This window comes from Geitlerinema sp. PCC 9228 (assembly GCF_001870905.1).
Taxonomy (GTDB): Bacteria; Cyanobacteriota; Cyanobacteriia; order Cyanobacteriales; family PCC-9228; genus PCC-9228.
On the sequence record NZ_LNDC01000103.1, the window covers coordinates 14,503 to 39,057 of the forward strand.

A 24,555-nucleotide genomic window follows, 5' to 3' on the forward strand; every position below is an offset into this window, starting at 1 on the left:
TGATAGCTGGGGGGTCTAAACTTAAGGCTTCCCTATTGTTGTGTGTTGCGCTGGCAACAAAAGGATCCCCTGGTGGGAAAAATCAATGTCCTAAGATTTTGCGGAACGGTTGTCTACCCTTTACGATCGTACGCAATATTGGGTCGATTTGTCTGTGCGCTGCGTCACTCGAAGGTCTCAATACTCCCAGATATGTTACCACAAGTTGGGCGTTTGATGATAAGAGTCAATTTTGAGCAATGGTTCTTTGATAGAATGGGAGCGAATTGAAGGCGGGATGGCCGTTTTGTCAAGCTACAAAGGGGGCCGCTTGGTATCTAAATGGTGTTGCTAATTGGCTCTTTAGCAGCATTGCTTCTAGGGAAAAATACGCTACGGGGGGAGAAAACCAGTATCCCTGCCAAGATTCGCATTCGTGCTGGCAAATAAATTTTTCTTGTTCGCTTGTTTCTACCCCTTCCGCCACCACCTCTAAGTTTAAGTCATGTGCCAGTTGGATGATGGCTGCCACAATGGTGGCTGTTTTGGAACGTTCCCGGAGCTGATTGAGAAAGCCACGGTCAATTTTTAGGCGATCGAAGGGGAACTTTTGCAAGTACAGTAAGGAAGAATAACCAGTGCCAAAGTCGTCCAAGCAAAGCTGTACGCCTGCCCGTTTGAGCTTTTTCATGGCAGCGATCGCGGCACTCATATTTTTAATTACAGCGCTTTCTGTTAGTTCTATTTCCAGCTTGTGCGCAGGTAAGTCAGTTTCGGATAAAATTTGCAGCACCTTATCGCTAATTCCTTTATCGGTAAAATGAACGCCAGAAAGATTAACGGCAACCGAAATATCATATCCTTGTTTTTGCCAGGATGCTGCTTGCTCGCAAGCTGCACGCAGAACCCACTCATCGATATGTACGATCGAACCATTTGCTTCTGCAAAGGGAATAAATACGCCTGGGGAAATCAAGCCTATTTCTGGATGTTCCCAACGCACCAAGGCTTCTACGCGCTTAATTTGGTTGCTGTTGGTTTCGATTTGCGGTTGGTAGTGGAGTTGTAGTTCGTTATGGACGATCGCTTGGCGCAAATCGTTTTCCAATTCAATCGAACTAAGCTTATCGATGGAACTGGAAGAGGTGCGGCGGTCGAAATCGCTTTCCCTGCGATCGGTGCTGTTAGACATCATCTGACGGACTCCTGAAAACCTACTGGCGTATTTCATGCTATTGACTTACGGTTTTTGCCAAGTCCAATTTATCAGTTGAATTAGAAAAAAGGCAGCGATCGTAATCACTTTGATAGACGATTTGGAAACGAAACATAACTTACAAACTCCTCAAAGCGGCTAATACGCTTTTTCCGATCGCTGTCATATCTGGCAGTAGCGATCGCATTCCCCAAAAATGACGCTTGGTGCTATCCACCCCTAACAAGCATGCTCCCAAGTGCCAATTCCCCCGATAGATATAGATATAGATGTAGAGGAACGAACTGCGATTCTCATACCAGACTTTCTTAATTTTTGCATAAGTTTTGGTACCGGCAATTTCCAACCAACTGGAAGAACGAGCAAAAACTCAGCTGCACCACCAGAACCGTTCGGGAAAATGCAAGCTCTACAGGAAGCAGGAATACCTATTGGATCTGGCAAATGAAAATCCTGCAATACAGGATGCGTTCGAGAAGCTCGAACGGGAAACCTCGACGGCTTCTTAACCTATCTTAACAATTCGATCGGTTCTTGACAAGTACCTAGCAACATCATTTCCTAACTGTTCCTCGCCTCCATACTTTGAACGTAGCAAGTTTTTTGAAAAAATGCTATTGGTATATTTCCGGGTCAATCAATGACTAGGTATTTTTTTCATTAGAACCACAGAGACATTGTTTGTGAAATGCTCGCTTCCATATAGCAGGCAATCAACCATACAAATCCTAACCAAATCCGATGTGTCTAGACCACAAAAACTTCGTAGGAACAATTTGCGACTCACTGTTTAAAGACCCTACCGGTTCCATTTGTAGTGGATTTGGCATCAATCGTGGCGAGTACCATCTGGCATAATCGCACCTTGCAACCGCGCTCCTTCCCAAGACGTACTCCATAAATTCGCCTTATGGAGATTGGCTCCCTCCAAAAAAGCACCATCCAGATTGGCTTCCCGCAAATTGGCCATACTCAAATCCGCATGCTGCAAATTGGCTCGTTCAAAATTTGCCTTGCTGAGCGCTGCTTCGCGTAAATCGGCTTCCCGAATATCGGCTTGGGAGAGATTGGCCGTATAAAAATTAGCACCAATCAGATTGGCACCAATCAACTTAGCTTCCCGCAAATCGGCTCCCATGACGTTGGCCATGCACAAATTGGCCAAACTCAAATTGGCTTGGGTCAGCTTGGAAGCCGTCAGGGTAGCGCCAACCAAATTGGTCAGGGAAAAAATCGCACAGCTGAGGTTACCATTGCGCAAATCCGCGCCTTTGAGATTGGCCATGCTAAAGTCCACCTCCCGCAAATCCGTACGAATTAACTCAGCATCCACCAGGATGGCTTCCCGCAAATTGGCCGTATACAAAATTGCTTCGGTTAAATCGGCGCGGGAGAGGTTGGCGTGGCTGAGGTTGGCAAGGGAGAGATCGACCGCTTCCAGGCTGGCTTCGCTTAAATCGGCCCCCTTGAGGATAGCTTCTCGGAGGTTGGCGCGACGTAGGTCGGTGGTATACAGCAGTGCCTCGGTGAGGTCGGCTCCCATTAAATTGGCTGCTTCCAAACTAGCCAAACACAGATCTGCCTGGCGCAAATCCACCTGAGAAAGGTTGCTTTGACTCAAGTTGCATTCGCGCAGATTCCGCCTGCGTAGGGATGCACCGCTCAGGTCTGGACGGTTTTGGGGATGGTCTTCCCGCCATCGATTCCAGGCTTTGAGCTCACGCTGCAGCAGCGTAAGATGTTTCTGGTTGGCCATGGAGTTTGTATGTATCCATTATACAAGCAGGCTCGGCATCAAAAAATCCAAAAATTTCAGAACCAATTGCATTTGCAGCCAGATTGGGTAGTGTCTTGATTGCAGGCAATGGGAGAAATTCCCGGATTTGGCTACGTTGGTTGGGTAGCATGCCACTTTTCTCAAGGCACTCGTAACGAGCATACCAGTTGTTCGAGATGCTAAACATAGATACGTTGAGGATACCCAAGGAGACCATGGTGGCAAAATGACCAAAAGACCTTATACCACAGTGGTGCTTGCTATGAGTGCCGATGGCAAAATTGCTGACTACCAGCGATCGCATCCCGGTTTCGGTTCGGCTGCCGATTTGCAACATTTAGAAACCCAGGTAGCGGCGGCGGATGGGGTGTTGATGGGTGCGAGTACCCTACGCGCCGGCGGTACGGCCATGCGAGTGATGGATGCCAATTTAATCCAACAGCGACAAGCCAACGGCCAACCCGAACAACCGGTACAAATTTTGGCTTCGGCGTCGGCTGCCATTGATGCGGCGCTGCCATTTTTTCGCCAACCCATTCCCCGTTGGTTGCTAACCACAGCGGAGGGCGCTACCTTATGGGAAGGTCGCAGCGAATTTGAGCGGATTTTGATTGGTAGTACGGACGATCGCCAGGGGAATTGGCACCAGTCTCTGCGTACGATAGCGGATGCTGGCATCCAACACCTTGCGGTTTTGGGAGGGGGAGAACTGGTGGCGTCGCTGTTTGCTATCGATGGGATTGACGAACTCTGGTTGACGGTCTGTCCGGTGATTTTGGGGGGTACGCGCGCGCCAACGCCGGTGGATGGTATGGGATTTGCTGCGGATGTGGCACCGCGCCTGCAGTTGTTGGAAGCCAAACCCTACCAGCAAGAGGTATTTTTACACTATCGGGTGGTGCGTTAATCGCCGCTATTCCTATAAAGCTTTTACATTGTTAAAGAGGAAACCTCGAACCGGCCATCTGGAAATTTTTTATAGAAGCCATGCTAAGACAGCGAACCTCGAACCAGTCGAACTACGCCGTTACCTGGACCAATCGCATCGACGACGTTTCCGAAGCTGAGTGGAACGAACTGGCTTTGCCATTGGAAACGCCGTTTTTGGAATGGGAATGGCTACACGATATTGAAGCTTCTGGTAGTACTACTGCCAATACGGGTTGGTTACCCAACCATTTGTTGGTCCGTCGCCAGGGAAGGTTGGTGGCTGCAGCGCCATTGTATTTAAAGGGTCACAGCTACGGCGAATTTGTCTTCGACCACCAGTTTGCCGATTTGGCTTATCGTCTGGGGATTGAATATTATCCCAAATTGTTGGGGATGAGTCCGTTTACGCCGGCGACGGGATATCGGTTTTTAATTTCCCCTGAAGAGGATGAGGAAGAACTCACGGCGTTGATGGTTCATGAAATTGATACGTTTTGCGATCGCAATGGGATTTCTGGCTGTCATTTTCTCTATGTAGACCCTAATTGGCGACCGATTTTGGAACGCCAGGGGTTTATCAGTTGGATGCATCACAGCTATGTTTGGCAGAATCGGGGATTTCAGACGTTTGATGACTATCTGAAGGCATTTAATGCCAACCAACGCCGCAATATCAAGCGGGAACGCAAGGCGGTGGCGAAGGCGGGAATTCGGGTGGAAACTTACAATGGCGATGAGATTCCCCATGCTATGTTTGGACGCATGTACCGCTTTTACAGCGACCACTGCGATCGCTTTGGCTTTTTTGGCAGCAAATATTTAACCCGTTCCTTTTTTGAAAATCTGTACCACAACTACCGCCATCGGGTTTTGTTTGTTGCTGGTTACGATGAAAACGACCCCCGCCAACCAATTGCCATGTCGTTTTGTGTAGCCAAAGGAAATAACTTATACGGACGTTACTGGGGAAGCGATCGCGATATTGACTCTTTGCACTTTGAAGCTTGCTACTACATGCCGATTCAATGGGGAATCGAACACAATATCCAAAATTTTGACCCCGGCGCTGGCGGTCGCCATAAAAAACGACGGGGATTCCCCGCGCAAGCAAATCACAGCCTACACCGTTTTTACCACCAGCGTTTGACCAAAATTCTCCATCCCTACATCCAAGAGTACAACGAAATGGAACGTCGGGAAATCGATCTCATCAACGAAGAACTCCCGTTTAAAAAGACGGAGGAAAGCTGATTTTTATGGGGGTGGGCACCGCCCACCCTACAGTTTTTCTTGGTTATGCGGTTACCATGTCAGCAGATAGGCGCTTCAAGGTGAGGCGTTCTTCTTCCACGTTCACCACGATGGTGTCTCCCTCGCTGAATTCGTTGCGCAGGAGTGCTTTGGCGATCGCGGTTTCTAGATAGCGACCGATGGCGCGGCGCAAAGGTCTGGCACCGTAAACCGGATCGTATCCCACTTCCGCCAAGAAATCCAGGGCCTCGTCGGACATTTTCAAAGACATCTTGCGTTCTTTGAGGCGTTCTTCCAACTCTTGCAGTTGGATTTTGACCACTTCCCGCAGTTGTTCGCTGCGGAGGCTGCGGAAGATAATGGTTTCGTCAATGCGGTTGAGAAATTCCGGACGGAAGTGCGATCGCATGGCTTCCATAACGCGATCGCGCATTTGTTCGTACTGGGTATCGTCAGCGGCCAAATCCAGAATATACTGAGACCCGATGTTGCTGGTCATGATAATAATGGTATTGCGAAAATCCACCGTATGACCGTGACCGTCGGTGAGGCGACCGTCGTCCAACAACTGCAACATCACATTAAACACATCGGGATGCGCTTTTTCCACCTCATCAAATAAGATTACCGAGTAAGGACGGCGGCGCACTACTTCCGTCAGCTGACCGCCTTCATCGTAACCAACATATCCCGGTGGCGCACCCACCAAGCGGGAGACGGAGTGTTTTTCCATATACTCGGACATGTCAATGCGGACCAAAGCAGACTCGGTGTCGAACAGATTGGCTGCCAGTGCTTTCGCCAGTTCGGTTTTGCCAACCCCTGTAGGTCCGAGGAAGAAGAAACTGGCAATGGGTCGGTTGGGGTCGGAAAGACCGGCGCGCGATCGCTGAATGGCCTCGGCCACCGCTTGGACGGCTTCTTCCTGACCAACAATGCGTTCGTGCAGTTGTTCTTCCAAGTGCAGCAGTTTTTCCCGTTCGGATTCTACCAACTTGCTGAGGGGAATTCCCGTCCATTTGGCGATAATTTCAGCAATATCGGTGTCGGTTACTTCTTCGCGCAACAAGTTGCTGCCGCTTTGCTGGCTTTCCGTAATTTGATTTTCTGCTTCTTGCAGTTGCTGTTGCAGTTCGGTGAGTTTGCCGTACCGCAATTCGGCGGCACGGTTGAGGTCGTAGTTGCGTTCGGCTTCTTGAATTTGAACGTTGACCCGGTCGATTTCTTCTTTCACCGACTGCAAGCGATCGATGATTTCTTTTTCTGACTGCCACTGCGCGTTAAGTTGCGATTGCGACTCTTTTAGGTTGGCTAATTCTTTTTCCAGACTTTCCAACCGTTCCTGAGAGGCACTATCGTCTTCTTTTTGCAAGGACAGCCGTTCCATTTCTAGCTGCAAAATCTTGCGGTCGATCTCGTCGATTTCCTCGGGTTTGGAGGTGATTTCCATTTTTAGCTTGGCAGCGGCTTCGTCTACCAAGTCAATGGCTTTGTCGGGGAGGTAGCGATCGCTGAGATAGCGGTTGGATAAAGAAGCAGCCGCCACCAAAGCACTATCGGCAATTTTTACCCCGTGATGCACTTCGTAGCGTTCCTTGAGACCCCGCAAAATGGAAATGGTATCCACCAAGGTCGGTTCGCCGACATATACCGGTTGGAAACGGCGTTCCAAAGCCGCGTCTTTCTCGATGTGTTTGCGATACTCGTCCAAAGTGGTGGCACCGATGCAGCGCAATTCTCCCCGTGCTAGCATGGGTTTGAGCAAGTTGCCGGCATCCATGGACCCTTGGGTGGCACCGGCACCCACCACGGTGTGGATCTCATCAATGAACATGACGATTTGACCTTCGGAGTCGGTGACTTCCTTGAGAACGGCTTTCAGGCGTTCTTCAAATTCACCGCGATACTTGGCACCCGCCACCAACGCACCCATATCTAGGGTAATCAAGCACCGGTCTTGCAGGGATTCCGGTACGTCGCGGCTGACAATGCGTTGCGCCAATCCTTCCACAATGGCGGTTTTGCCGACGCCGGGTTCGCCAATTAAGACGGGGTTGTTTTTGGTGCGTCGCGATAGAATTTGGACGGTACGCCGAATTTCGTCGTCGCGACCGATGACTGGGTCTAGTTTGCCTTCCCTGGCGAGTTGGGTTAAATCGCGACCGTATTTTTCTAGTGCTTCGTATTTGCCTTCGGGGTTTTGGTCGGTTACTTTTTGGTTGCCACGCACTTGTTTGATAATCTCCTTTAGTTTGGCTTCGCTAAGACCAAATTCTTGGTAGAGGTTTTTGCCAAATCGATCGTCGCTGGCAAAGGCTAGGATAATATGTTCGACGGAAATATAGTCGTCGTCGTAGCCTTGGCGATGTTCTTCGGCTTTGTCTAGGAGGGTCTCCAAACTGCGTCCTAGATAAATGGAGGAAGACGCATTCCCGGAAACTTTCGGTTGTTTGGCGATAAATTCTTCGGTGCGATCGCGAATCTTTTGTACGTTGACACCAGCGCGATTGAAAATGCTGCTAGCCAATCCCTCTTGTTCTAGCAGGGATTTGATTAAATGTTCGCTTTCGATGTGTTGTTGCTGGTTTTGCCGTGCAATATCTGGGGTGGTGGATAGAGCCTCCCAGGCTTTTTCGGTAAACTGATTGGGATTGGTGGGTTGCATAAATTCTCCCTCCTTTACCTGGCACGTATATTCAATTTTTTGGCAAAAATTAGAAGTTTTTTCTTATTTTTTTGCCGCTTCCGTGCCAATAGAGCTTAACTTTGTTTTGGCGAATCTCTGGTTATCTCTACTTTTTTATTGTAAATTTTTGAAGTAGCTGGTTTCTTATGGCAACCCTCACTTTTTAGGTCTGGTTTCCCGACTTTGGTGGTTTTGGCGGTTGCTTTTCCAGGCAAGCCACTCCTTTTCCCCAACGCGATCGCTGGCTGTTGGGGGTGTGCTTATTCAGCTTCCCAATCCGGACAGTCTTCCGTATCCCAACCGTAGGGATGCATGCCGCAGACCACCATTTGGCCTTGATAGACGTAGCCGTGGTAGTGGCGGCAACCAATGCAAGCTGGATGGTGGTTGGGGGTGGGAGGCAGGTAGCGGGGGAGGGAGTCGAGGGTGGTTAGGGAACGAACGTTGCCCACAGCTTCGTATCCCTCTGCAGGGGCCGATCCATTCCCATCGTCGAAACGGTCAAAACTGTCAAAGGGGTCTTCAAACGGTTCTAAAAATTCGCCAATGGTGCGGTCAATTTCGGTGGCGATCGCTTCTTGAATTTGCAAAGATACGTCATCGCTCATTTGCGCGATCGCTTTGACCACTTCTTCTATTTGTTGGGAAGTTTCCTGAAACCAGCGGTCGGTTTCCTTGGTGGTGGTTTCGATCGATTCCCAAAACTCTCTAACCCAATCGTGCATAATCTTCTTCTAGTTCCCGATTTTATTCCTGCCTCAGGTTGCGCAGTTCTGCTTGCAAGCGTTCGACTTCCTGACGTAGGTGGTCGATATCTTCCGGTTCTTCCTGAGCGTTGCCAGAGGAAGCACTGGGGGTTGGTTCTTCATCGTCGAGAATTTCAATGCGACGGGGTTCGGAACGGGGTTCTTTTTTGGCGTCTTCTTTGGCTTGTTCCTGCTGCGCGCGATTGACAATATCTTCGACAAACTGTCTGGCTTCTTCGGTAGTCATTTCTCCCCGTTCCACCAGTTCGTCGGCCAACTTTTGCGCATTTTGCCGCAATTCTGTCATGGTGGTCGTCGCTCTTTCGCCGGCGTAGGAAGCCAATCCTACCCCCATATAAAAAGCTTTTTGCACCAAATCTGCGAAGTTATTCATAGCAGTAAACTCCTTCAACCAACGTTGCTGTTGCCTTGATACCAGGATAAATTGTCGAGGAGCGAAATGCCTACTACTTCCTGGCGAATTTTGTTTAAGGGGTGGCAAAAAGGCAAGCAGGAACTGCCGTTGGCTGTCCCTAAAAAAAAGGGACCCGGAGTCCACGCCGATCGCAAGCATCCCGTATTGCTGCTACCTTCCGGTCCTGACAAGGTTTGGGCGTTGCGACCGCGTGGGTCCAGGTCACCTTCGATCTTATCACACATCTTGCCAAACTGTGAAACCAGTTTTTGGGAAAAAAATGGTTATTTTTGGCCGCGATCGCTTCATTCCACCACCACACACCACTCGTAGAGTTCGTAGGTAACGCAACCGTGTTTCACCAGGGGGTCAGCTTGCACGATGTTTTCGGCTTCTTCCCAAGATTCGGCAGCAAAAAGCAACATACCGCCGCCACGTCGCTTCCAATAGCCGCTTTTGGCTTCGTAGCCTTTGGCAATGAGGTCTTTTACGTAGGCGATGTGTGCGGGAACGTATTGGTCGAAAATTTCCTTATCGACAATTCCGCGTTCGATTTTAACAAACCAAGGCATTGACGTTTTCCTTTCCCAACAAACAAGTGGCAGCCAAAACCAACAATCGCTGCCGTACCAAAAAATCACAATAACACGAAGCGATCGCGCTGAATTTGGTTCCGTTGTTCTAGCTAGGGGGATGGAGATGGATTGGTAGAGGGATCGGCGGTCATTTTAGAAGGCAGGAAAATGGTCAACACTTGCCCCTCCCGGGAACGATGGCGTACGATCATCTTGCCGCCAATGTTCTGAATGAGATTTTTGGTGGCGGTGAGGTTGAGGCTGAGATTGCCGGTTTCTGGTTGAAACATTAACAATTGCCCCAAAGATTTGAGGTTGGATTCTCGATAGTTGCGCGCGGGGGGTTGGCAGCTGGTATTGAGTTGCAATTTCAATTGGCTGCCAGCGAGCATGACTTGCACTTGCACGTGGCTGCCGGCGGGAAGGGTACTGGTAAAGTTTTCAATAATGCCGGTAAGTACCCGTTCCAGCATTTGCGGGTCGCTGACCACTGGCGGTGTTTTCGGCGGCGAGAGTACGTCTAGTTTCAGGTTGCGCCGTTTGAGCTGTTTTTGCCAGCGGGGAATGCAGCTTGCCAAGACGCTTTGCAGGGAAGTGGCTTGAGACGGCGGTGGCGAGGTAGATTTGGCGGCGGAACGTTCCAATTCCACGGCATGAAAAATCAAATCCATGCGATCGATTTGTTCGGTACATTCGGAGTCGATGCTTTGCAAGCGTTTGAAAATTTCTGGTGCCAGGTCTTTGCGCCTCATGAGCAACCGGGTGAGGGTGCGGATGGTGGCGAGGGGGGTTTTGACTTCGTGGGCGATCGCTTGCAACAATTCTACATCGCTGGACGTATGGCTGTTATCGGAGGAACCCTGACCGTCGTTGGTTTCTAGATGGCGGTGGCTGGGAATATCGGCGCTGGGATGGTGGCTGTGGCGGCTGGTGGCGGCAGCGACGCCGCTGAGGTGTTGCAGCAGGTGGTGGGTAAAGGCGGAAACGATTTTGTAGTCCCCAGATGGGGGAGCAAAGCGATCGCGCCAACGGTCGAACTGCTGCAAGCGTTGGGAATATCCACCCACCAACAACCGCAGGCGTAGGGTTTGCCAGGCTTGTTCGATGGCGTCGGGGTCGAAGGAAAATTGAAAAGCCAGTTCCCCATTGGCGTTTTCTCCCAAAGCCATGACCACCGAAAAAGTGGTGGTGGAGACCAGGCAAAATTGTTCGCTGGTGAGGGGGTCTTCGGGAAACAGGGAAATGGTTTGGCTGTAGGTGTCTGCGGTATCCCGGTCTTGGGGAGATACAGGCAACAAAGCCGCCTGCCAGTTGCTGTGGGAGTCGGCATTGGTAAAGGTACAGCTAGCCAGAACCGCACCCAATCTGGAATCGCTGAGGACCGGCGTCGGACCCGACAAAACCACTCCCAAGGGAAAGGGAGCATCCATCGCCACTGGAGTATTAGAAGCTTCTGGAAGCTGCTGGCGCAACAGATCCTGCCACGCCGCGATCGCTGCTATCCATTGCTGCTGTGCTTGGTTGGCGTCGAGAACAGGTGCCGATGCATTGCGGTTGGTTCCGGCAGCTATAAGTTCGCTGATTGTTGGTAAAAACCGTTGTGCCACGATAGCTTCCCCCCTAGGTTGGTTCCTCTGCTTGCCACCTCCTGCACTTAAACGCACAAGATATTTTGTATGCAATCGAAGGAGATGTTAACGATTTTTTTATTATTGGCAAATTTGAGATAGCCGCATCTTTACTAACAACATACCGGTTAGCCGTCAAATTGAACATTCGCAGCAACCGAACTTAGGGGTAGCAATATCCGTTGGCTGGGAGGAGATTTGGCAGGATTGTTAGCAATAAGCAGCAAGTTCCTTTTGGCCGGACAATTCCCACCAGTGCCAATTGCAGATATTGCCATTTTTTCTCCCTTGGCAGGACAAAGGGCCAGCATGGTTCCAGGAGAAAGCAAAGGCCATCTTTAACAAGACTTATCAATTGTTTTCCCTCAAACCATGCCGGATATACCTTTTCCCACGGCACCTGCAGGGGGGATGCAGATGCAATGCAGGCCATTCCAAGCGGGCAAAATATGGACAAGCGCAACCATGGCCGGGTCAAGCTGGGATGGGAGAAGAAAATGCTTAGTCTTCCAACGCTTCTTCGTCTTCTTCGTCTACGTCTCCCGATTGGTCGATTTTATTTAGACGAATGTGCTTGCGTCCTAAGGTAATTTCAAATTCATCCCCAGGTTTGAGATTCATCTGTTTGGTGTAGGCAGCACCAATCAACAAATTGCCGTTAGATTGCACGGTAATTCGATAGCTGGCACTGCGGCCGCCGCGACCATTTCTTCCTTGCTTGCGGTCTAGTTGAATTCCTTCTGCTTCGATTAAAGCATTGAGGAATTTCATCATGTTTACCCGTTTGACGCCGTTTTTCGTATGGGTGTAGTATCCGCAAGCGATCGCTTTGTCTTCTCTACTCAGATTCCCTAACTCTTTGACCTTTTCCAGGAGAGCTTCACCAACGAGAGGTTGTTCCGTCTTTTTCTTGCTCATGAATGCCAATCTATCTCGATAAACGCTTACCTTGTCCTTTTCATTTTAGCGGACTTTTGCCAAATTTCGATCCCTAATTTTGCACGAAGTTGTGAAACTATATTAATCTAAAAGAGTTTATTTTTTGCCGCCTTTGCCAAAGCGGTGGCCGTTGGATTTTGACATGCTTCGAACGAACTCTGGCAAGTGGGGAAGCACAGCAGGAGAAAGCAAAAATTTCTCCCCTTGGTTGCTTTTGCTTCTTTAGGGAAGCTACCTATGGGTCTGGCATTCCTATTGAGTCGGTGGGGCGCATTTTTCTCAAACTGGAAACTATTGTTGGGGGTCTATCGATCGCTATGAAACTAACTACTCGCGGACACTATAGCGTCAAGGCTATGTTAGCTTTAGCCTTGCAACCCGATAACAAACCGGCTTCGGTAAAAGCGATCGCGCAATCGCAAAATTTACCAGCTCCCTATCTCGAGAAACTGTTGCTCGAACTGCGAAGAGCGGGATTGGTACGAGCGGTTCGCGGTCGGGTGGGTGGCTACCAACTTGCCAGAGCTGCTTCGCAAATTTCTTTGGGACAAATTTTAGAAGCGGTTGGCGAAACGGTTGAACCATTACCCCAACGGCAACGAAATGCCAAGCAAGCAGAAGATTGGGTAACATTTACCCTTTGGAACCACTTGCACCAAAAACTAAAAGAGGCCCTTTACAACATTTCTCTAGAAGATTTATATTACGACGCCCGTAGTTGGCAAGCCTCCCAAGGACAGCAAACCAATTTTATCGTTTAGGGGCGCTCCCCAAGCAACTCTGCAAAAGGAAAATTCCTCAATGGCGTCTTGGTTGAATGGCAAAAGGAAAGCGGTGGAAATCGGTAGCTTCTGGTGAATGGCTGCAGGTCAGAAAACATTAACAAATGCTGGATAAATTAATGGTGGCAGCGATCGCTGTGGCACTCCCCTGACCGGCACAACAAACCCAAGCTGTAACTACTGGAGTACCGAATCCTGAGAAACCATCGCCACGATGCCCATCTAACAGTCACATGCTAACAAACCTGGTCCGCGAGATGCGGAAAGGATGAAACACGACCTCGGGAGATTTTGTCAAGTTGGCCAGGGATTTTACTCTTGCTGTGGGTGAACCTGGTAGCCGGTTTCTATCAGGTTATCTCATAGAAATGGGAAATGCTTGGCAAAATTCATTATAATTTTCGTATATTTTTAATGACTATCTGCAATGGTTCCTGTCCAACGGCTACAAATATAGCTACAATATGATTACGTTTGTGCATGCTTGTCACCCACGGACAATTTGCCACTTTTGCAATTTTCAAGGCCAACTTTAATAAATTGTTCCCAGTCAACACCGCAGAGGCAGACTGACAGCCGCCCAAATAACTACCTGTGTCTATGTTGATATGAAATCGAACGCGCTCCATATTTTGCTGATTGGTGACAACGATGCAGTGTGTTCCTATCTTCTAAGATTGTTGCAGCAAATTCAACAACCACCCATCGAACTCCAGCAGCAAAATCAATCCTGTTTCCTAAATTTGCCACCCCTAGAAACCGCTGGTCGCTGGCAACCACCTGGGGGGAATCGATCGCAGTACGATCTTTATATCATCCGAATTTTACCAGGCGATCGCCATTTTCTGTCCCAGATATCCCAGCGCCAACAACAACATCCCCATATCCCAATTCTTACCATTGTAGATAGCGAAGCCAGCGGCATCAATACCCTCCAATTTGGCGCTTCCACGTACTGGCAAACGGAACAAATCGACCTACCAACGTTACAGCAATTTTGCCAATCCATCCTACAACAAAAACGCGATCGCTACCGTCGCTACGCAGCAACAGCAGAAACATTTTTTCAACTTTTCGACAGCATCCCCGTAGGCATTTACGAAGCCGACTGGCAAACCGGTCGCCTGTTGCAAAGCAATCGCAAATACCAGCAAATTCTGGGATATTCCCCAGCGCAAACCAGCCAACTCACCTGGCAATCCCTCGTACCAGCGGCCGATTTATCCCAAAAACGCGATTGCCTCCACCGCTTGGTAACCGGAGAAAGCAACAGTTTTTGCCAAACCCAACGCTACTTGCACAACCAAGGCACTTACCTCTCTTTCTGGGAAAGCGTTTCTTTGATTCGAGATACGCAAGGATTGCCCCAATCGTTGGTATTTGCCATTCACCCCATCCCATCCGAACTAGAATCTCACCTGCAACTTTCCCAACTAGCCGCAAACATCCCTGGGGTGATTCTGCAATACCAATCCTTTGGCGATCGCCTGGAGGGTCGGTTTACTTACGTCAGTACTGGCATTCGCAATCTATACGAGATAGAACCGCAAGCCTTGTTAGAAAATCCTAACTTACTCAATCGCTGTATTCATCCCCAAGACTTACCTGGATGGCGCGCCTCTCTTCATGCCGCGATTGCCAACCAAAGTAAATGGTCGCACCAGTGGCGAATCATCGTGCCTTCCGGGCAAATTAAGTGGGTAGAAGGCATAACCATTCCCCGACCCCAGGCGAATGGCAGTTGTTTGTGGGATGGGTTGCTGTTTGATATCAGCGATCGCAAAAAAGCCGAAGCCGCCCTTACCTTAAAAGAACACAAATTTAAAAACCTCACCGAGCGATCGCCCAATATTATCGCACGTTTTGACCGCCAACGCCGCTACATCTATGTCAACCCCGCCATCGAAGCCATGACCGGGAAACCGCAAAACGAACATTTCGGCAAAACCAACTTCCAAATCGGTCTACCGGTGCAACTGGCAACTACCCTAGACCGCACCATCGAAGAAGTTTTGACAGCAGGAGAAGAAAAGTTTATCGAATTTGACCTGCAAACACCATTAGGGGAAAAACAATACCAAGCTCACTGTTTCCCAGAAACCAATAGCTACGGCTCGGTGACCTTTGCTATGGTGGTTCTGTACGATATGACTACTTTGCGCGCCTCTTTTTCTGCCTTACAAGAAAGCGAAAGCCGATTTCGAGCTATTTTCGAGCAAGCCGCCGTCGGTATCTATCAAGTCAACGCCTCCGGTCAATACATTCAAGTCAACCAAGGATTTTGTGCCATTGTCGGCTACAGCAAAGACGAACTGCGGCAGATGACCTTTTACGATCTAATTCATTCCGAAGATGCAGAACGGACTTTGACGAACTTCCAACGTTTGTGGTCTGGGCAAATTAACTCCTATCAGATGGAAAAACGCTACAGGGTCAAAAATGGTAGCATACGGTGGGTGAACGTCACTGTTTCCCTGGTACGGGATGCTAAGGGCATTCCTCTGTATGATGTAGGAGTTGTAGAAGATATAAGCGATCGCAAGCAAGCCGAAACTCGCCTCAACTATAATGCCTTCTATGATTATTTAACTGGATTGCCCAACCGTTTTTTGTTTGGAGATCGCTTGCAAGCAGCTCTCGACTGGGTTCAACGGCAGCAGGAAACCATTTTTACCTTACTTTTACTAGATTTAGACCGTTTTAAAATCATTAACGACAGTTTGGGGCACCAAGCCGGAGACGAGTTTCTGCGTCAAATTTCCATGCGGTTGCAACAATGTATCCGCGGCGAAGACACCATTGCTCGTTTGGGAGGAGATGAATTCGCTATTTTACTGTGGGATATTGACAGCGTCACCAATGCCATCGAAACTGCCAACCGCCTACAAGCTTGTTTGCATCAAGATATATCCATCCGCGGTTACGAAGTTTCCAGCAGTGCCAGCATTGGCATCACCCTCAGCCGCCATCCCCTCACGCAAACCCCCTACGCCAGAACTGAAGATATGATGCGGGATGCCGACATTGCCATGTATCGTGCCAAATACAACCGCAAAGGCAGCTACGTCGTTTTTGATGGTAACATCCACGCTTCTGCCATCTCGCAGTTGCAACTAGAAAGTGAGTTACGCCAGGCTTTAGCAAGAGAACAACTGTATTTGCACTATCAGCCTATTATATCCCTGTGCGATCGCCAGCTAATCGGATTTGAAGCCCTAGTGCGATGGCACCACCCCCAATGGGGAATTATCTCTCCCGGAAAATTCATCCCCATTGCCGAAGAAAGCGGTTTCATATTGCCCCTGGGAGAGTGGGTGATGCGAACCGCCTGCCAGCAAATGCGACAGTGGCAAACTTGTGGTTTGGTAGATAGCAACATCACCATCAGCGTGAACGTTTCCGGTCGTCAGTTCGACCGCAGCAATTTTACCCACCAAATCAGCGAAATCCTGCAAGAAACCCAATTACCCGGTCGCAACTTATGCATAGAAATCACCGAAAACGTTTTGATCGCCAACAGCGACGAAGTAGTTCTCCGATTAAATCGACTACGCCAAAATGGCATTTCCATGTCAGTTGACGATTTTGGCACCGGTTATTCTTCTTTAGGTCGCCTGCATAGCTTTCCCATCAACCATTTAAAAATCGATCGCTCCTTTGTCAAAGAAGTAGAAAACCGCCTGGAAAATCAAGCCATTATTCGTACCATTATGGGATTGGCAGCAAGTTTGCGATTAAAAGTTGTCGTGGAAGGTGTAGAAACAGAAAATCAATACCAATACCTGCAAAACTTGGGCTGTCACTACGGTCAGGGATACTGGTTTGGGCATCCCTTAGCTGGGGAAGCCTTGGAATTATGGCTGCGCGATCGCAATTGTTAAGATTTATGTAGGGCGGGGCATCGCCCACCCCAATTTCTTATTCCAATAAAGCACCCCCACAACTAGAACCACAACCAGCCGTGCAGCCATAGCAGTAGGCAGCCGTTTGAATCTCATCAATCACATCCAAACGATTTGCCTCCAACAGCATCTGTAACGTCACCGGTTCTCCCGTTTTGCTTTTCGCAGGCAACCCTTCCATCTGATGGAAATCGCAATCGTAAACATTGCCCAAATAATCCACCGAAAGTTCGTTGCGACACATCAGATATTCTACCGTCGAAGCGTTAAAATTATCCTCTAAAAACGCCAAATAAGACTGATGAAGATCCTGTCTTTTCAAATACTCCTTGGTACGCCCCACAGGCAAATTAGCAATAGTATATAAATTATTAAAAACAATCCCAAACTTTTCCTGTAAAAACTGCTTGTAATCTTGGGTTAATTTCTCCTGGGAAGGCGGCAGCGAAAAATCATCGGCAGTCTTCGGCAACTGAGGATTGTAAACCAAATCCAAAATTAACTGCGGGTCTTTCCCGTATCCCAAACGATTCAACCATTGCAAAGCATCAATCGATGCATCGTAAACCCCAGCACCGCGCATTTTATCCACATTATCTTGTAAATAACAAGGCAGAGAAGCCACAATTTGCGTTTGATGCTGCTGGCAAAATTCCGGAATATCCTCATATCCCGGTTCAAAATAAATAGTTAAATTGGAGCGTACAATAACATTTTTACCATGTCGGCGCGCTTCCCGAACAATCGCTTTAAAGCCATACAGCATTTCCGGGGCACCACCCGTCAAATCCACCGTATCAATTTGGGGAAAACGGCGGATAATTTCCAACAACTGTTCGCAGGTTTGGGGAGAAAGTTCCTCCGTGCGTTTGGGGCTAGCTTCCACATGACAGTGCGTGCAAGCCAAATTGCAGCGTTTTCCCAAATTAACCTGCAAAACGTTAATCGTATGTTTGCGAAATGGCGCATCTAATTTTCTTGCAAACGGCGTAATTCGTGTCGTCTGAACCATCATCAACTCCCAAAATTGTCTTCAATTAAAATTAAATAGAAATCAAGTAGGGTGGGCATTGCCCACCACCCACAAAATCCCATCATCTCGTACGAATTTTATTTCCCCACAATATAGAAATCAAGTAGGGTGGGCATTGCCCACCACCCACAAAATCCCATCATCTCGTACGAATTTTATTTCCCCACAATGAAGAATGTATCGATAACTTCCCTAACAGCAACCGCCACCAAAATAATGCCAGGTGGAATCGGTAACCAAAATATCTTCGGGAAAATTCGTAGCTAATTTTTTAGCCGTTTTATCGCAAACCGAAGCCGGCACGCCAGGTTGTAAAATATGACCATCGCCATCGTCAAAACTTTCTTGACAACCGCGATAAATGGCTGTTTTGCCAGTAAAAACACAGGCACCGTCGGCGGGAACTGGAACTTTAGAAGACACCGTATCCAAACTTTCTAACAGCAAATCGCTATCTAAATTATAAGTTTTTGCTTCTAACAAGCGATAGGGGCGACGGGCGCGAACTTCTACCGTACCAAAACCAGCATCTATCAAATGCTGCACGTACTCTTCATAGGGTAATGCCCCCGACAAACACATGGCACGCAAGCGTTCGTCTTTTTGTAAATGTTCGGGAATGGGGCGCGTAGCAATTGGATCGCTCATGGAAAGGCGACCCCCTGGTTTTAAAACCCGATGCGCTTCTTGTAAAGCCTTGCGCAAGTCGCTGGGTTCAAAGATATTAAAAAGGCAATTTTGGGCGATGATATCCACAGAATTATCGGCAACTGGTAAAGCAAAGGCATCCCCTTCTACGATTTTGACGTAGTTGGGGTCGAACCAATCGTTGCTTTCGGCAGCGAGAGCTAAATTGCGTTGGGCGGCTTCTCGCATTTCTGCCACGGGTTCCACGGCAATAATGGCTTCTGGCTTGCGGGAGAAATAGGCAAATTGCAAGGCTTCCAAGCCACCGCCAACGCCGATATAGAGAACTGTGGGCGAACCAACCAGTTCTGTGGGTTGCACGGTGGTGCCGCAGCCGTAGTTCATTTCTTGCATGACGGATGGGATGTTCAACCCGGGGAGTTGTTGGGGATTGTTTTGTACGCAGCACAGCCCGGTTTCTGGGGTTTCGGCAACGTCGCGGTAAAAGTTGGCAGTGGTTTCGAGGTAGCTCATAGTAAATACTGGATTATCGGGATTGTTCGATCGTAACCTGGTTTGCAATTGCTTGTTTTCTATTGGACTATATTTTCATTAATTTTTCCTGAGAAAATCTGTCAATGGCTGCTGAGAAAAGGATTGATTTTGCCAATGTTGGTTATTCGCGCAATGTATAGCCTACACCGCGTACGGTTTTGATGAGCCGTTTTTCGCTTTCGGCTTCTAGTTTGAGGCGCAGGTAGCGTACGTAAACTTCGATAATATTGGAATCGCCCATGAAATCGTATCCCCAGACTTGTTCTAAAATGCGATCGCGGGTTAAAACTTGTCGGGGATGAACCATGAGATATTCTAACAAGTCAAATTCTTTGGGGGTTAGTTCGATGGCGCGATCGCTGCGAAACACTTCCCGGGTGCGGCGGTTGAGGCTTAAATCTTCAAAATGCAAAATTTCTGGGTCTTCTGGCTGGTAGCGGCGCAAATGGGCGCGAACTCGTGCTAGCATTTCTTCAACGCTGAAAGGTTTGACGATGTAATCATCGGCACCAGCATCCAAACCAGCCACGCGATCGCTAACTTCATCTTTCGCCGTCAGCAAAATAATCGGTACTTTATCCCCAGTGGTGCGCAAGCGGCGACAAAGTTCCAACCCCGACAAATTGGGAAGCATCCAATCTAACACAATTAAATCCGGTTGCTTATCCCGCGCCGCACTCAAACCTTCCAATCCCTCGTAAGCCACGGTAACTTCGTAGCCTTCGTATTTTAATTCGGTTTCTAACAGACGAGCCAAGTTGGCTTCATCTTCCACAACCAGAATATGTCCTGTCATGGTTTTTTAGGGCTGCGCCAATACGATCCTTTTTATGGTATCGCAACCCAAGTCATTGTCGATATGAATTCGATCTATCTGCCAAACTAGGATTTTTCTGCCGTTACCGTTACCGCCGGCAACGCCACCCGCACCGTGGTGCCTTTTTGGGGTTCGCTGTCTACGTGAATATCGCCGTGGTGGTTGGCAACAATGGCAGTGCAAATGGATAATCCCAATCCCGACCCAGATTCAATACCTTGCGACCTGGTAGGATCGACACGATAGAAGCGATCGAAAATATGGGGTAACGCATCGGGATGGATGCCAATGCCATTATCGCGAACCGTCACCTGCACCCATCCTTGGTCGCTGTGGCTTTTGCTGGTAGTGGTGGCATGGCTGGCGTGGTTTTTGCCGTAGCCAATTTCCACCGTTACCTGCGCCTGGGGATGGGAAGGGGTATATTGCACGGCATTGCCAATTAAATTGGTAAACAAACGCGCCAGTTGGTTTTGATTGCCAGAGACCACAAACCAATAATCGGGGTCTAGAGATAAATGTTCTGGTTCGCGAATATCTAGAGATAGGGAAATTTGTTTTTCTGCCGCGATCGCTTTTTGTTCTTCTACAATTTCTAATAGCAACGCATCCAAAGCCACCTCTTCCGATTGGGAAATGCCAGCGCCGCTATCCTGACGCGCCAAAAACAACAAATCGTCAACCAAGCGACCCAATCGCCTGGTCAAACGTTCCACCAATTGCAGCTGTTGGTGAATGGGTAACTTTTCCGCCTCCGCCTCCGCCAGCGCCACTTGTACGTTGGTTTGAATTGTTGCCAGGGGATTGCGCATTTCGTGGGAAGCATCGGCGGTAAACTGTTTTAAACGTTGGTAAGATTCGCGCACTGGTTTCATCGCCAACCCCGACAGAAACCAACCAATGGTTCCCACCGAAACAATCGCCACCGCCGAAGCAATGCTTAAATCGACAATCAGCTTGCGGGTAGGTTTGGTCACTTCAAACCAAGGATGGCTAACCCGCAGGTATCCCAGCATTTGCTGGTGAACTACTAGAGGTTTGGTGATTTGGCGCAAAAGCTGACCATCTCCCAAATCCACCGTTTGTTTTTCGCAGTGGGGATTGAGGGGAACATCGGGAGGATCCCACCAAGTTGACCACAGGAGTTTGCCTCTGGTATTGAACCATTCAATATCCAAACGGTCGTCGTCGAGGGATTGTTCCCGTTGGTTGAGGCTGGCTTCTAAGTTCAAACGCAAACCACTGGGGTTGTCTGGGGTGGGTTCGATAACCAACGATTGCGCCACCACTTCTGTCACGTGGTTGAGGGTATCGTCTATGCGATCGATGAGCGTCGTGCGAAAATACCAATATACGCCACTGGCAAACAGCAGCAGCAATACTGCCGTGACGGTGGCGTACCAGATGGCTAGACGGCGGCGGGTGGTTTGGAACATGGTTGAGGAGGGGGAAAAGGGGCTGTTAAACAGTGATTAATTTGCTAATATATATTCACAACGATCGACAGGAGAAATCGTCAAGAACTTAGGTGGTCGTAAAAAGATTAAGTCACCTTCCACGCAAGAATGGATGGATCGTGACCTTAATGGTGAATTTTTCTCAAGGCTTTGGTAGATAGTCCCTCTCTTGAATTTGTCAAGAGTGGATTTGTTGACAAGTAGTTGTATTTGTCAACGAAAAACTATCGGTGACTTCTATGATAGAAAAACTACCATTGATGCCACAGGTGTGGTTGCAGACGACTGGGTGGCAACCGAGTGGGGAACAGCAAGAGAAATTTCAACAGCTATACGCGCAAATTTGTCAGGTGAATCGCCAGGTGAATTTAACGCGCATTACCGAATCTGAGGAGTTTTGGGAAAAGCATATTTGGGATTCGGTACGCGGCATTTTACCGTATTTTCAGATGCTGGAGAACTGGGATTGGGGTGGTGAGGAAATTCGGGTTGTTGATATTGGTACGGGGGGTGGGTTTCCGGGGTTTCCGGCGGCGATTGTGTTTCCCCGATGGCGGGTGACGTTGTTGGATTCGATTGGTAAGAAAATTGCCTGTTTGCGTACGATGGCTGGGGCTTTGGAATTGGAAAATGTGGTACCTTATTGCGATCGCGCGGAAAAATTAGGACAACAAGAGGCTTATCGGGAACAATACCACATTGCTCTGTTGCGTGCGGTTGCCCCCAGTGCGGTTTGTGCGGAATATGCTTTGCCGTTGTTGCAGGTGGGAGGCGTGGCGGTTTTGTATCGCGGCGGTTGGGAGAAGGAACAGGAGAAACAGTTACAAGTGGCGGTGGCGGAGTTGGGAGGGGAAATCGCTGCCATCGCACAACAGCCGACGCCGATGAACAAAAGCGATCGCCATTATATCTATATCCGCAAAACGGCATCCACGCCATCCCAGTTTCCGCGAAACAATGTTAAGAAAAAACGAGGCGGATAATCCTATCTAGGGTTCGATTAAATTTTGTTCGTAGCGACGGTAGGAAACAACAACCCACAAACGCCGCAGGTAAAAATAGAGGATGAGGGCAACCAGGGAAATGCTGGAGGCGGTAGCTACAACCCAAACCACCGATAGCCATAAATCTGTTATATCCAAAAGCGATCGCAATCCCCAACCCACCACCAAACTCAACGCCGAACCCACAGTCAGCACTGGCGTTGCCACGGCAATCCACTGAGGCAATTTGCGTTGTTTTAAATACTGATAAATGGCATAACCCCAAATACGAGTAGCGACGCCTAACGCCGTTCCGACGGCACCCCCCAAAATTGCCAGCAACAGACCAATAGTCAGCAAACGACCGATATCGGTAGCCGATACCGCCAGTTGGGAAAGTTTGCCGCCGATGGGAATTCCCGCCAACATGCCTGCGATACCGCCAATGATGGTGCCAAACTGTATCTGGGAGGCAGCGGGATGGCTTTGCTCTTGAAAATCCCAAAATCCCCATTTGGCGGCGAAATACCCCGATAAACTGCCGCTGATGGCACCAAATAAGATAGCGATGGGTAAATTCCCCAAACCCGTTCCCCACCAACTTGCCAAGACCACGACAATGGCGGAGATGGCGGTAGCTGGGATGGGGAGAAAGATTTTTTCGACGATACTGCTACTGTTTTGGTAGCTGGGGTTGAGAAAGCTCAAACTGCCAAAACAAGTGCCCACCACGCCACCACCAACACCGGCTAACGCGATCGCACCGACTGTACCAACGCTGGCTATAGCCAATCCCACGGTAGCAAAAACCAACAAAAATAATCCCAGCAGCCATTTATGGGGCAGTTGGGGAACGCCGGTGGGGATGGAGGCAGTGCGAACCCGCAAAGGCAGCGTGTAGGTGGGTTCGACGGCGTTGGTGTGCAGTTTGAGGGTCCGTTCGTAGGTGCTGTTTGCTTTGAGCTGGCTGGTATCGATGCTTAGCTGGCAGCGAATTTCGTTGCCCTCAAAATGGGTGGGTTGAATATGAATCCATGGGTGGTATTTTGATGATGGCGGATCGTGGGGATGTTCGACAATGGTCCAATGACCCTGCAAGGTGGTTGCGGGAACGTCGTTGGTGAGGGCAATTTGCCGTTGCAGTTGTTCTTCTAAAATGGTGGCTTGCCACAGGTCGGGAAAATTATGAATTTTTAAAATGGGGGTGCGGCGAACGGCGATGGGTTTCAAGGCGTGGAGGGCAGCCGCTGCTGAAGAAAAACGATGGCGGGGGTTGGGGGCAACCATTTTATCTAGCCAATCCAACCACTGCCGGCTGAGGTGGGAGAGCAAATGGCGAAATTGCCAGCGGTTGCTGTTGTAGTCAAATAGCTGACCGATGGCGTAGGAGGGAGTGCCGGTGAGTAAAGTGATTAATGTGGTTCCCAAACCGTACAAGTCGGTGGCGGTGCTTAGTTCGTCGTTGTAAAGCTGTTCGGGTGCCATGAACCCAAAGGTGCCGGCGGTGGTATCGGTGAGCTGCGATCGCGCCATTCCTATCTGGGCAATGCCAAAATCGACTAAATAGGCTTGTAGCGATTCTTCGTCGATGAGGATATTTTCTGGTTTGATATCTCGGTGAATGATGGGGGGTACCTGTTCTTGCAGGTATTGCAGGATTTCTAAAACTGCGATCGCGATTTGTTTGATTTGCTCTGGACTCCAAATGCACGATGTGGCTAAAGACTGAGCTGGTTTATATTCTTGCACCAAAGCAAAACCATGGGACAATTCCCACGCATCAAGATAGCGCGGAATTCCGGGATGGTCTAAGTTTTGCAAGACCTGTACTTCCTGCTCGATGGCACGAAACCCGGACCATTTCGCGGTGGCGTTATCAAATTGAAAATATTTAATGACAGCCTGTTGTGTCGCGGTACTGTCGGCAGCATCGATACGCCGCGCTAAATAGGTGCTGCGACCGCCTTGTCTCGATGTGCCGAGTTCGCGAATGACTTGATAGCCTTTTGAGGTGAAATCTGGGAAGTTGCCCATTGGGGATGTTTCCTTTTGCAGGATGGGAAGCTTGGGAGATGGGGCGTTTTCGATATTTATCAATTGACCGTGCCCACGGGGAACTGAAATTGGCTCTAGCGTTCCTATCAACACAATAACTATTTTGCCTTATCGGGCTGCCGAGACAAGCAGCTTCCAAGATGGTGTTCCTACTTCGATCTTCTATCTTCTCGAACGACCGCATGTCGGGAATTGCAACCTT

18 protein-coding genes and 1 other RNA gene are annotated in these 24,555 nt (G+C 49.0%); 5 read left to right on the top strand and 14 right to left on the bottom strand.

The window, feature by feature from the left end:
• Positions 1–289 precede the first annotated feature (289 nt).
• Together AS151_RS10530 and AS151_RS10535 are read right to left on the bottom strand one after the other, a co-directional pair.
• On the bottom strand, positions 290–1,174 hold the full coding sequence (locus AS151_RS10530; protein WP_170861370.1) for an EAL domain-containing protein: 885 nt from the start codon (positions 1,172–1,174) through the stop codon (positions 290–292).
• A gap of 850 nt (positions 1,175–2,024) precedes the next feature.
• Positions 2,025–2,951: a pentapeptide repeat-containing protein gene (locus AS151_RS10535; RefSeq protein WP_071517015.1), complete on the bottom strand. Its 927-nt coding sequence runs from the start codon at positions 2,949–2,951 to the stop codon at positions 2,025–2,027.
• Between the two features lie 247 nt (positions 2,952–3,198).
• Here AS151_RS10535 and AS151_RS10545 point away from each other — a divergent pair, with 247 nt between their 5' ends.
• Positions 3,199–3,879 (top strand): RibD family protein, encoded by a 681-nt coding sequence (locus AS151_RS10545; protein ID WP_071517017.1) that lies wholly within the window; start codon positions 3,199–3,201, stop codon positions 3,877–3,879.
• 80 nt (positions 3,880–3,959) lie between these two features.
• Complete coding sequence (locus AS151_RS10550) at positions 3,960–5,153, top strand: GNAT family N-acetyltransferase (RefSeq protein ID WP_071517018.1); 1,194 nt, start codon at positions 3,960–3,962, stop codon at positions 5,151–5,153.
• Positions 5,154–5,196: 43 nt separating this feature from the next.
• Here AS151_RS10550 and clpB read toward each other — a convergent pair whose 3' ends face one another.
• The 7 genes from clpB to AS151_RS10590 all read right to left on the bottom strand — a co-directional run bounded on the left by clpB (position 5,197) and on the right by AS151_RS10590 (position 12,121).
• Positions 5,197–7,818, bottom strand: a complete 2,622-nt coding sequence (gene clpB, locus AS151_RS10555; protein ID WP_071517019.1) for an ATP-dependent chaperone ClpB — start codon at positions 7,816–7,818, stop codon at positions 5,197–5,199.
• Between the two features lie 281 nt (positions 7,819–8,099).
• Positions 8,100–8,564 carry a hypothetical protein gene (locus AS151_RS10560; protein ID WP_071517020.1) on the bottom strand — a complete coding sequence of 155 codons (465 nt, stop codon included), beginning with the start codon at positions 8,562–8,564 and terminating at the stop codon, positions 8,100–8,102.
• 22 nt (positions 8,565–8,586) lie between these two features.
• Positions 8,587–8,979: a hypothetical protein gene (locus tag AS151_RS10565; protein ID WP_071517021.1), complete on the bottom strand. Its 393-nt coding sequence runs from the start codon at positions 8,977–8,979 to the stop codon at positions 8,587–8,589.
• Positions 8,980–9,127: 148 nt separating this feature from the next.
• An RNA gene (ffs, locus tag AS151_RS10570) (signal recognition particle sRNA small type) lies at positions 9,128–9,224 on the bottom strand.
• An 81-nt stretch (positions 9,225–9,305) separates the two neighbouring features.
• A complete protein-coding gene (locus AS151_RS10575) occupies positions 9,306–9,572 on the bottom strand; it encodes a YciI family protein (RefSeq protein WP_071517022.1) in 267 nt (88 codons plus the stop codon).
• Positions 9,573–9,685: 113 nt separating this feature from the next.
• A complete protein-coding gene (locus tag AS151_RS10580; protein WP_071517023.1) occupies positions 9,686–11,182 on the bottom strand; it encodes a HAMP domain-containing sensor histidine kinase in 1,497 nt (498 codons plus the stop codon).
• Positions 11,183–11,704: 522 nt separating this feature from the next.
• Positions 11,705–12,121, bottom strand: coding sequence for an AbrB family transcriptional regulator (locus AS151_RS10590; protein ID WP_071517025.1), 417 nt, complete (start codon positions 12,119–12,121; stop codon positions 11,705–11,707).
• A gap of 338 nt (positions 12,122–12,459) precedes the next feature.
• Here AS151_RS10590 and AS151_RS10595 point away from each other — a divergent pair, with 338 nt between their 5' ends.
• Both AS151_RS10595 and AS151_RS20760 read left to right on the top strand, forming a co-directional pair.
• A complete protein-coding gene (locus AS151_RS10595) occupies positions 12,460–12,903 on the top strand; it encodes an Rrf2 family transcriptional regulator (RefSeq protein ID WP_071517071.1) in 444 nt (147 codons plus the stop codon).
• A 629-nt stretch (positions 12,904–13,532) separates the two neighbouring features.
• Positions 13,533–16,805 (top strand): EAL domain-containing protein, encoded by a 3,273-nt coding sequence (locus AS151_RS20760; RefSeq protein WP_084639512.1) that lies wholly within the window; start codon positions 13,533–13,535, stop codon positions 16,803–16,805.
• Positions 16,806–16,842: 37 nt separating this feature from the next.
• Here AS151_RS20760 and arsS read toward each other — a convergent pair whose 3' ends face one another.
• The 4 genes from arsS to AS151_RS10625 form a co-directional block, all read right to left on the bottom strand.
• Positions 16,843–17,838: an arsenosugar biosynthesis radical SAM (seleno)protein ArsS gene (arsS, locus tag AS151_RS10610; protein ID WP_071517027.1), complete on the bottom strand. Its 996-nt coding sequence runs from the start codon at positions 17,836–17,838 to the stop codon at positions 16,843–16,845.
• A gap of 213 nt (positions 17,839–18,051) precedes the next feature.
• Positions 18,052–19,020, bottom strand: a complete 969-nt coding sequence (gene arsM, locus AS151_RS10615; RefSeq protein WP_071517028.1) for an arsenosugar biosynthesis arsenite methyltransferase ArsM — start codon at positions 19,018–19,020, stop codon at positions 18,052–18,054.
• A 142-nt stretch (positions 19,021–19,162) separates the two neighbouring features.
• Positions 19,163–19,837 carry a response regulator transcription factor gene (locus AS151_RS10620; protein ID WP_071517029.1) on the bottom strand — a complete coding sequence of 225 codons (675 nt, stop codon included), beginning with the start codon at positions 19,835–19,837 and terminating at the stop codon, positions 19,163–19,165.
• Between the two features lie 86 nt (positions 19,838–19,923).
• Complete coding sequence (locus AS151_RS10625; protein WP_071517030.1) at positions 19,924–21,294, bottom strand: HAMP domain-containing sensor histidine kinase; 1,371 nt, start codon at positions 21,292–21,294, stop codon at positions 19,924–19,926.
• A 260-nt stretch (positions 21,295–21,554) separates the two neighbouring features.
• Between AS151_RS10625 and rsmG the strand changes: the two genes are divergently transcribed.
• Positions 21,555–22,298 carry a 16S rRNA (guanine(527)-N(7))-methyltransferase RsmG gene (rsmG, locus tag AS151_RS10630; protein ID WP_071517031.1) on the top strand — a complete coding sequence of 248 codons (744 nt, stop codon included), beginning with the start codon at positions 21,555–21,557 and terminating at the stop codon, positions 22,296–22,298.
• 6 nt (positions 22,299–22,304) lie between these two features.
• On the opposite strand, the gene AS151_RS10635 is transcribed toward rsmG, so the two are convergent.
• A complete protein-coding gene (locus tag AS151_RS10635; RefSeq protein WP_071517032.1) occupies positions 22,305–24,332 on the bottom strand; it encodes a protein kinase in 2,028 nt (675 codons plus the stop codon).
• Between the last annotated feature and the right edge of the window lie 223 nt (positions 24,333–24,555).